Annotated in this window: 8 protein-coding genes; 6 read left to right on the plus strand and 2 right to left on the minus strand. The window is 66.0% G+C overall.

The window, feature by feature from the left end; genetic code table 11:
* Nucleotides 1-3 precede the first annotated feature (3 nt).
* Nucleotides 4-531: a DUF2380 domain-containing protein gene (locus B7Z76_RS09630; RefSeq protein WP_291343619.1), complete on the minus strand. Its 528-nt coding sequence runs from the start codon at nt 529-531 to the stop codon at nt 4-6.
* 4 nt (nt 532-535) lie between these two features.
* Nucleotides 536-3268, minus strand: a complete 2733-nt coding sequence (gene secA, locus B7Z76_RS09635; RefSeq protein WP_291343620.1) for a preprotein translocase subunit SecA — start codon at nt 3266-3268, stop codon at nt 536-538.
* Between the two features lie 290 nt (nt 3269-3558).
* Here secA and B7Z76_RS09640 point away from each other — a divergent pair, with 290 nt between their 5' ends.
* The 6 genes from B7Z76_RS09640 to B7Z76_RS09665 all read left to right on the plus strand — a co-directional run bounded on the left by B7Z76_RS09640 (nt 3559) and on the right by B7Z76_RS09665 (nt 9053).
* Nucleotides 3559-4476 (plus strand): peptidylprolyl isomerase, encoded by a 918-nt coding sequence (locus B7Z76_RS09640; protein WP_174503301.1) that lies wholly within the window; start codon nt 3559-3561, stop codon nt 4474-4476.
* 10 nt (nt 4477-4486) lie between these two features.
* Nucleotides 4487-5716, plus strand: coding sequence for a bifunctional glutamate N-acetyltransferase/amino-acid acetyltransferase ArgJ (gene argJ / locus B7Z76_RS09645; protein ID WP_291343621.1), 1230 nt, complete (start codon nt 4487-4489; stop codon nt 5714-5716).
* 250 nt (nt 5717-5966) lie between these two features.
* On the plus strand, nt 5967-6530 hold the full coding sequence (locus B7Z76_RS09650; RefSeq protein WP_174503299.1) for a fasciclin domain-containing protein: 564 nt from the start codon (nt 5967-5969) through the stop codon (nt 6528-6530).
* Nucleotides 6531-6713: 183 nt separating this feature from the next.
* Complete coding sequence (locus B7Z76_RS09655) at nt 6714-7499, plus strand: 3-hydroxybutyrate dehydrogenase (RefSeq protein ID WP_174503298.1); 786 nt, start codon at nt 6714-6716, stop codon at nt 7497-7499.
* The gene (locus B7Z76_RS09660) at nt 7489-8088 is read left to right on the plus strand and encodes an SIS domain-containing protein (RefSeq protein ID WP_291343623.1); all 600 of its coding nucleotides are present in this window, start codon (nt 7489-7491) and stop codon (nt 8086-8088) included. The genes B7Z76_RS09655 and B7Z76_RS09660 overlap by 11 nt, the downstream gene beginning before the upstream one ends.
* Nucleotides 8085-9053 carry an NAD-dependent epimerase/dehydratase family protein gene (locus B7Z76_RS09665; RefSeq protein ID WP_291343624.1) on the plus strand — a complete coding sequence of 323 codons (969 nt, stop codon included), beginning with the start codon at nt 8085-8087 and terminating at the stop codon, nt 9051-9053. The genes B7Z76_RS09660 and B7Z76_RS09665 overlap by 4 nt, the downstream gene beginning before the upstream one ends.
* The last annotated feature ends 195 nt before the right edge of the window (nt 9054-9248 follow it).

The following is a 9248-nucleotide window of genomic DNA, read 5'->3' on the forward strand; positions in this document are numbered from 1 at the left end:
CGATCAGTGTTTGAGACGGGTTTCGAGGGCTGCCGCCATACGGTCCGCCGCGCGGTCGAGCATCAGTTGGTCGTCCGACTTGACCTCGAAGGTTCTGGCCATCAGCTCCCGGCCTGACCGCACATCCAGCAGATAGGCCTTCATGTAGACGATCAGATCGCTGACCCGGTGCAGCGTGCCGACGAACAGGAAGCCGGCTCCGGCCTGCCTGGCTGCGGCAACGAGGCAGGAGGTGCAGGTCGAGGGATGGTCGTAGTCGGCGTCGATCCGCTTCATGCGGGCGAGGGTTTCGCCGGTGCCGACGGCTTTCGCCCGGCCCGCGCGATCGAGATCCGCCCGGATGCGCGCAGCGGCGTGGCGTAGCCAGCGCTGCTGGTCGGCGACGATGGCGGGGCGCTGGTCGGCCGCGGTGTCGAACAGGTCGAACGGGGCGACGAACACGGTCGGGCGCTGCGTGGCGGCGTGGGCGCTGCCGGCGCCGGAGGCGATCAGCGCGAGAGCACAGGCGGCGAGGGCAAGCCCGCCGCGCATGGCCTCAGCTTACCTTGCCGTGGCAGTATTTGTATTTCTTGCCCGAACCGCAGGGGCAGGCCGCGTTGCGCGGCGTCGCGGCCCAGGTTTCCGGCCGGTCGGGATCGACCGATTCGGCGCGATAGGTGCTGACCGCCATTTCCGGCGCCAGGGCGGGCTGCGGCTCGGCGAGGGCGACGCCGTCATAAGGCTGGCTCGCCGGATGGCTGGTGAGCATCGACGCCGGATCGAAGGCGGGGGCAGCCGCGGTTGCCGGGTCGGTCCCGAGTTCGACATGGGCAAGCACGGAGGAGACCTGTTCCTTCAGATCCTCGAGCATCGCGGTGAACAGGGCGAAGGCCTCGGCCTTGTATTCGTTGAGCGGGTCGCGCTGGCCGTAGGCGCGCAGGCCGATGCCCTGGCGGAGATGGTCGAGGGCGAGGAGATGCTCCTTCCAGAGATGATCGAGCGTTTGCAGCAGGATCGATTTCTCGAGGAAGCGCATGAAGTCGGGGCCGAAATTCGCGGCCTTGGCGGCCATGTGCGCCTCGATGGCGTCGCTGATGCGCTCGCGCAGATGGCTCTCGTCGATCCCTTCTTCGGCCGCCCAGTCGGCGACCGGCAGGTCGAGCCCGAACACGCGCTGCACATCCTCGGCGAGTTCGGCACTTTCCCACTGCTCGGCATAGGCCTTCTCGGGGATGCGGCGCTCAACCATCTGCGCGATCGTGTCGGCGCGCATCTCGCCGATCACATCGGCGACGCTTTCGGCGCGCATGAACTCGCGGCGCTGGGCATAGACCTCCTTGCGCTGGTTGTTCATCACGTCGTCGTATTTGAGCAGGTTCTTGCGGGTGTCGAAGTTCCGCGCCTCGACCTTTTTCTGGGCCTTTTCCAGCGCCTTGTTGATCCAGGGATGGATGATCGCCTCGCCTTCCTTCAGGCCGAGCTTCTCCAGCATCGGGCCCATCCGGTCGGAGCCGAAGATCCGCATCAGGTCGTCTTCGAGCGAGAGGAAGAAGCGCGAGGCACCGGGGTCGCCCTGGCGGCCGGAGCGGCCGCGCAGCTGGTTGTCGACCCGGCGGCTCTCATGCCGCTCGGTGCCGATCACGAACAGGCCGCCTGAGGCATGGACGATGTCGTGCGCGGCCTCGATCTCGGCGCGGATCGCGGCCTCGCGCGCGGGGCGGTCGGCTTCGGGCAGCGTCTCGAGCTCGGTCTTCAGGCGCATTTCGAGATTGCCGCCGAGCTTGATGTCGGTGCCGCGGCCGGCCATGTTGGTCGCGATCGTGACCGCTCCCGGCGCGCCGGCATCGGCGACGATCGCCGCCTCCTGCTCATGGAACCGGGCATTGAGCACGGCATGGGGGATTTTCCGGCTGTTGAGCAGGCCGGAGATGATCTCGGATTTCTCGATCGAGGTGGTGCCCACCAGCACCGGCTGCTGGCGCTGGCGGCATTCCTCGATCAGTGCTGCGACGGCCTCGTATTTCTCGTCGGCCGAGCGGTAGACCTCGTCGTCGCTGTCCTTGCGGGCGACCGGCACGTTGGTCGGGATCTCGACGACCGCGAGCTTGTAGATCTCGTCGAACTCGTCGGCCTCGGTCATGGCGGTGCCGGTCATGCCGGACAGCTTCGGATAGAGGCGGAAATAGTTCTGGAAGGTGATCGAGGCCAGGGTCTGGTTCTCGCGCTCGACGGTGACGTGTTCCTTCGCTTCCAGCGCCTGGTGCAGCCCGTCGGAATAGCGCCTTCCTTCCATCATGCGGCCGGTGAACTCGTCGATGATGATGACCTGGCCGTCCTTGACGATGTAATCGACGTCGCGGGTGAACAGTGTGTGGGCGCGCAGCGACTGGTTGGTGTGATGCACCAGCGAGATGTTGAACACGTCGTAGAGATTGCCCTCGGTGAGCAGCCCGGCCTCGGCGAGCATCTGCTCCACCCGCTCGGAACCCAGCTCGGTGAGGTTCACCGTCTTGAATTTCTCGTCCTTGTCATAGGTCGCCGGGTCTTCCACCAGGCGTTTCACGATGCCGTCGACCTCGTTGTAGAGTTCGGTCGGCTCGTCGGAAGGGCCGGAGATGATCAGCGGGGTGCGGGCCTCGTCGATCAGGATCGAGTCGACCTCGTCGACGATCGCGTAGTTGAAATCGCGCTGGACCATGTCGGCAAGCGCGTATTTCATGTTGTCGCGCAGATAGTCGAAGCCGAACTCGTTGTTGGTCCCGTAGGTGATGTCGGCCGCGTAGGCCTCGCGCCGCGCATCGTCCTCCAGCCCCGGCACGATCACGCCGACGGACAGGCCGAGGAAATTGTAGAGCCGGCCCATCCAGCCGGCGTCGCGCCGGGCGAGATAGTCGTTGACGGTGACGACATGCACGCCCTTGCCGGTGAGGGCGTTGAGATAGACCGGCAGCGTGCCCACCAGCGTCTTGCCCTCGCCGGTCTTCATTTCGGCGATCTTGCCGTCATGCAGCACCATGCCGCCGATCATCTGGACATCGAAATGGCGCATGCCGAGCACGCGCTTCGATGCCTCGCGGCAGACCGCGAAAGCCTCGGGGAGCAGGCGGTCGAGCGGCTCGCCGCCCGCGAGGCGGGAGCGGAATTCCGCCGTCTTGCCCTGCAGCGCCGCGTCATCGAGGGCTTCGAGGGCGGGTTCGTGGGCGTTGATTTCGGCGACGCGCCGGCGATAGGCCTTCAGCGCACGGTCGTTGCTGGTGCCGATGATGGCGCGGGCGATGCTTGAGAACATGATGACGCGAGCTTCCGGTCTATCCGCGAGTCTGAACCTGTCCGTCCCGACTGGTCTGGGTTGCGTGGCAGCCCGGCGGCGCGCATCCGCGCGGGCGCCCGACTGCGATCGGATCATTGACATAAGAGTGCGCGCCGGTCTGGTCAAATCACGCGCGCCAAGCGCGGTGTAGTACGCGCGCCAAAGCGCGTTGCAATATCGGGAATTTTGCGCGCCGCCCGGCCCGGCCCGCTTGCAGGCGCCGGACGCTTCGGCCATGGTGCGGCCGTTTTGCATCAGGGACCAGCAGCATGAAGCGTTCTCTTTCAGGGTTTTCGGCCGGCTTCGCTCTCACGGCGGTGATGGCGCTCGGGCTTTGCGGCCCGGCTTTCGCCGCCACGGGCAGCGGCGCGGCCGCGCCCGCCGCGGCCAAGCCTGCCGCCAAGACGCAGAAGGATACGGTCGTCGCGATCGTCAACGGTCACGATATCCACCTCTCCGACGTCGCCAAGGCGGCGCAGAGCCTGCCGCCGCAACTGCAGAACGCGCCGCCACAGGAGCTTTTCCCGGTCCTGCTCAACCGGCTGGTCGATGAGCGCGCCCTGCTGATCCGGGCCCGCAAGGCCGGGACGGCGAAGGATCCGAAAGTGGCGGCGGAGATGAAGGCGGCGGCGGACCAGGCGCTGGAGCGCGGCTATCTGCGCACGCTGGTCGAGCCGAAACTGACCGACGCCGCGGTGAAGGCCTATTACGAGGCCCATTACGTCAAGGCGAAGCAGCCCGAGGAGGTCAAGGCACGGCAGATCCTCGTCAAGACCCAGGCTGAGGCGGAAAAGGTGATCGCCGAACTGGGCAAGGGGGCGAAGTTCGCCGATCTCGCCAAGAAATACAGCATCGATCCCGGTGCCAAGAATGGCGGCGAGCTTGGCTGGTTCACCAAGCAGGAAATGGTCAAGCCCTTCGCCGATGCCGCCTTCGCGCTCAAGCCCGGTACCTATACCAAGACGCCGGTGCAGTCGCAGTTCGGCTGGCATGTGATCGAGAGCGAGGGGCAGCGGGAAAAGCCGGTACCCGCGCTTGACGACGTGAAGGACCAGATCCGGCAGCGGATCACCAACGCGGCGGTGACCAAGGTGCTACAGGACGCGCGCAAGGGGCTGAACATCAAGCTCTTCAACCCCGACGGCACCCCGGCGCAGGACGGCGGCGCCGCGCCCGCGAAGAACTGAGCGCGACGCCGTGGCGAAGGATCTGCCGGTATCGCCGCTGGCGGTGAGCCTGCCGGACCTTCCGGCAGTGGCCGGGGTGCGGTTTGCCACTGCCGCCGCCGGCATCCGCTATCGCGGGCGGGACGATGTCCTGCTCGCCTCCTTCGACCCCGGCACGACCGTTGCGGGTGTGTTTACCCGCAACAAGTGTCCTGGCGCGCCGGTGAGCTGGTGTCGCGAGATCCTGCCCGGTGGGATGGCGCGCGGCCTCGTGGTCAATGCCGGCAATGCCAACGTGTTCAACGGGGCGGCCGGGGCGGCGGCGGCGCGGCTGAGTGCCGAATCGGCGGCGCGCGCGCTCGGTTGCCCGGCCGAGGAGGTATTCCTGGCCTCGACCGGGGTGATCGGCGAGCCGATGCCGGCCGAGCGGATCGTTGCGGTCATGGATGCGCTCGCGGCCGGTCTTGCGCCGGATCGCTGGGCGGAATCGGCCCGCGCGATCATGACCACCGATACGTTTCCGAAGGCAGCAACGCGGACGGCGCGTCTCGGCGGTGTTGAGGTGCGGATTTCCGGCATCGCCAAGGGCAGCGGCATGATCGCGCCCGACATGGCGACGATGCTGGCCTTCATCGTCACCGACGCCGCCCTGCCGGCGGCGACGCTGCAGGCGATGCTCGGCCGCGGCGTCGGGCCCAGCTTCAATTCGATCACCGTGGATTCGGATACCTCGACCTCCGACACGGTGCTGCTGTTCGCAACCGGCGCCGCCGGCAATGCGCCGCTGAGCGACGCGCGGGGTCTTGCAGCCTTCCGCCAGGCGCTGAATGAGGTTCTGCACGACCTCGCCCTGATGGTGGTGCGCGACGGCGAGGGCGCGCGGAAGCTGATCGAGATCAATGTCGCCGGCGCGGTTTCCGCCCTGTCGGCACGGCGGGTCGGGCTTGCCATCGCGAATTCGCCGCTGGTCAAGACCGCGATCGCCGGCGAGGACGCGAATTGGGGGCGGATCGTCATGGCGGTGGGCAAGGCCGGCGAGCCGGCCGAGCGGGACCGGCTGGCCGTGGCCGTCGGCGGCGTGTGGATGGCGCGCGAGGGCAGGGTTGTCGAGGGATATGACGAGGCGCCGGTCGTCGCGCACATGCGCGGCGCGGAGATCCGCATCGATGTCGATCTCGGCATGGGGCGCGGCCGCGCGCGGGTTTGGACCTGCGATCTGACTCACGGCTATATCGACATCAACGGCAGCTATCGCAGCTAGAGCATCATCCGATCAGATGGCTCCATCTGATCGGATTAAGATGCTCAAATTATCAACAAGAAAAAGCACATTCCGATCGGCTGATGGTCGCGGCGCAAGGCGGCGCTGGAGGCACCGCGCGGTATGTCGCCGCCTGATATCACGGTCTCGTGATCATGAGAAAACCCTACGGGGTCATCCGTTTCCCGCTCTGCCGCGTAGTTGGGGCATGAGGTCGCCGCCGGCGACCGAGCAGAGGAGACTACGGACCATGAAACTCAGCCATATTGCCCTCGGCGCCGCTCTTGCCGTCGCCGCCTGCGGAACCGCCATGGCCGCCATGATGGACCATTCCGTGATGGTCGGGGGCGCGCCGATGTATCCGAGCCGGAACATCGTGCAGAACGCGGTGAATTCCAAGGACAACACGACCCTGGTGGCCGCGGTGAAGGCCGCCGGTCTGGTCAAGGCGCTGGAGGGCAAGGGGCCGTTCACCGTGTTCGCGCCGACCAACGAGGCGTTCGACATGCTGCCCAAGGGAACGGTGCCGACCCTTCTCGAGCCGAAAAACAAGGCGATGCTCACCTCGATCCTGCTCTATCACGTCGTGCCCGGCGATTTCACCTTCGCAACGCTGCGCGCCGATATCCAGGGGCATGGCGGAATGGTCAAGCTGCCGACCCTCGACAAGGGGCACGACCTGACGCTGCGGATGAACGGGCCGCACAATATCGAGGTTGTCGACGAGAAGGGTAACGTCGCCCAGATCGAGACCTATGACGTGAACCAGTCGAACGGTGTCATCCAGGTGATCGACCGGGTGCTGATGCCCTGATCCTGGCGCACCATCCGATCAGATGGAGTCATCCGATCGGATAAGGATGCTCTCGCGACCGAATCGGGAAGCCAGCGGCCTCGGCCGCTGGCTTTGCCGTGATCGGGGCCCTGCTCCGACGTCCTCTTGATGCGTCGCCTGCCATGGCGCAGAACGATATCGCACTGAAAATAGGGGGTGACCGTGAGTCTCAGGGGCAAGGTTGCGCTGGTAACCGGTTCGACCAGCGGCATCGGTCTCGGGATTGCCCGCGCGCTGGCGGCGCAGGGTGCCGATATCATGCTCAACGGGTTTGGCGATACGGTGAAGATCGAGGCGCTGCGTGCCGCCCTCGCCGACGAGTTCGGCGTGCGGGTGGCATTCGATGGTGCCGACCTGACAAAGGCTGCGGAGATCCGCCGGCTGGTCGAGCGGACCGAGGCTGATCTTGGTTCGATCGACATTCTGGTGAACAATGCCGGGATCCAGCACGTCGCACCGGTGGAGGATTTCCCCGACGAGAAATGGGACGCGGTGATCGCGCTCAATCTCTCCGCCGTGTTCCACGGGATGAAAGCCGCCGTGCCGCCGATGCGCCGCCGGGGCTGGGGGCGGATCGTGAACATCGCCTCCGCGCACGGGCTGGTGGCAAGCGGGCAGAAGATTGCCTATGTCGCCGCGAAGCACGGCGTCGTCGGCGCCACCAAGACGGTCGCGATCGAGTGCGCGAATGACGGGATCACCGTGAACGCCATCTGTCCGGGCTGGGTGCTGACGCCGCTGGTCGAGGCGCAGATCGAGGCCCGCGCCGCTTCGAACCACACCACCGTGCAGGACGAGTCCAAAACCCTGCTGGCCGAGAAGCAGCCGATGCTGGAATTCACCACCCCGGCGAAGATCGGCGCATTCGTCGTGTTCCTCTGCTCCGATGGCGCATCGACGATCACCGGCGCAGCGCTGTCCATCGACGGGGGCTGGGTTGCCCAGTAAGCACGACGAGGCATCGCATATCGCCGCATTGCTGCGGCGCGGCGCGGAGCTGAAGCTGGCGCTGGCGGCGTCACCCCAGCCGGTTATCGATGTCGTCGGGGTTTGTGAGGCTGCAATTCGTGCCGGCAACAAGCTGATGTTCTGCGGCAATGGCGGGTCGGCGGCGGATTCCCAGCATCTCGCGACGGAACTGCTGATCCGCTTGCGGGGCAGCGTCGCCCGCGAGTCCTGGCCGGCCCTGGCGCTGACGCTCGATCCTGCCGCGCTCACCGCAGCAGGAAACGATTTCGGGTTCGACGAGGTGTTCGCGCGGCCGCTTTCCGGCCTCGGTCGCACCGGCGATGTGCTGTTCGGGATCACGACATCCGGGCGGTCGCCCTCTGTGCTGCGGGCGCTGGAAGTGGCGCGCGGCATGGGGATTGTCACGATCGGGCTGCTCGGGGGCGATGGTGGGCCGGCACTGGCGCTCTGCGACCACGCGCTCGTCGTGCCGGATAGCACCACCGCGCGGATCCAGGAGTGTCACATTACCCTCGGTCACATCATCCTCGAACTGCTGGAAGACCGGCTGACGGAGCGCCACGGGTGAAGATCCTGCTCACCGGCGCGGCCGGGTTCATCGGTTATCATGTCGCCGAGGCCCTGCTCGCGCGCGGTGCGCAGGTGGTTGGGGTGGATGATGTCAATCCGTATTACGACATCCGGCTGAAACGCGCCCGTCTGGCGCGGCTCGCCGCGCATGAGAGGTTCCGGTTTCACCGGGCCGATATCGCGGATCACGCCGCATTGCGGGCGGCCGGGGAGGGGTGGGACGTGATCGTCCACCTCGCGGCACAGGCGGGGGTTCGCTACTCGATCGACAATCCGTTCGCCTATGCCGTGGCAAACATGACGGGGCATCTGTCGGTGCTCGAACTTGCCCGGCACAGCCCTGGCCTGCGGCATCTCGTCTACGCGAGCTCTTCGTCGGTCTATGGCGCCGGAACTCCGCTGCCCTACGCCGAGACGGCGAGGGCGGACCGCCCGCAATCGCTCTATGCGGCAACCAAGCGGGCCGACGAAATGATGAGCGCCGCCTATGCCCATCTCTATGGCCTGCGCCAGACCGGACTACGGTTCTTTACGGTTTACGGACCGTGGGGGCGCCCGGACATGGCCTATTTCGGGTTCGCCGAAGCGATCATGGGCGGCCGGCCCATCACGCTTTACGACGGCGGAACCCTGAAACGCGACTTCACCTACATCGACGATATCGTCGACGGGGTGATGGGGGTGATCGACCATCCACCAGCGATTGCCGGCGAGCACCGGGTTTTCAACATCGGCAATCATCGGGCCGAACTCGTGCTCGATCTCGTACGGCTTCTTGAGACGGAACTAGGGCGAAAGGCCCTGATCGAGGACGCGCCCCGCCCTGCGGCCGACCCTGTCGAGACCTGCGCAGACCTTTCCGCGCTGACTGCGCTCACCGGTTTCGTCCCTCAAACTCAATTAAATCAGGGTGTTGCGAAATTTATTGCGTGGTATCGCATTTGGTGTGCGCAGAGGGGTTGACGCCCCAGTTCGGGTGTAATAGATCAGTCACATCGACGGCGGCACTGACTGAATGTGACGACGGCCTGATGCTCGGCGGGATGGAAGTCCCGTCGTTTTGTTCTTTGAGGATTGTGAATAGGCTAGGAAGGGATACGTTGGTGGCGTTTGGCTACTGGCCTGAGAGGGTTGGTGGTTGGAACTGGAGCGTGGGTT

This window comes from Acidiphilium sp. 20-67-58, assembly GCF_002255515.1.
Taxonomy (GTDB): domain Bacteria; phylum Pseudomonadota; class Alphaproteobacteria; order Acetobacterales; family Acetobacteraceae; genus Acidiphilium.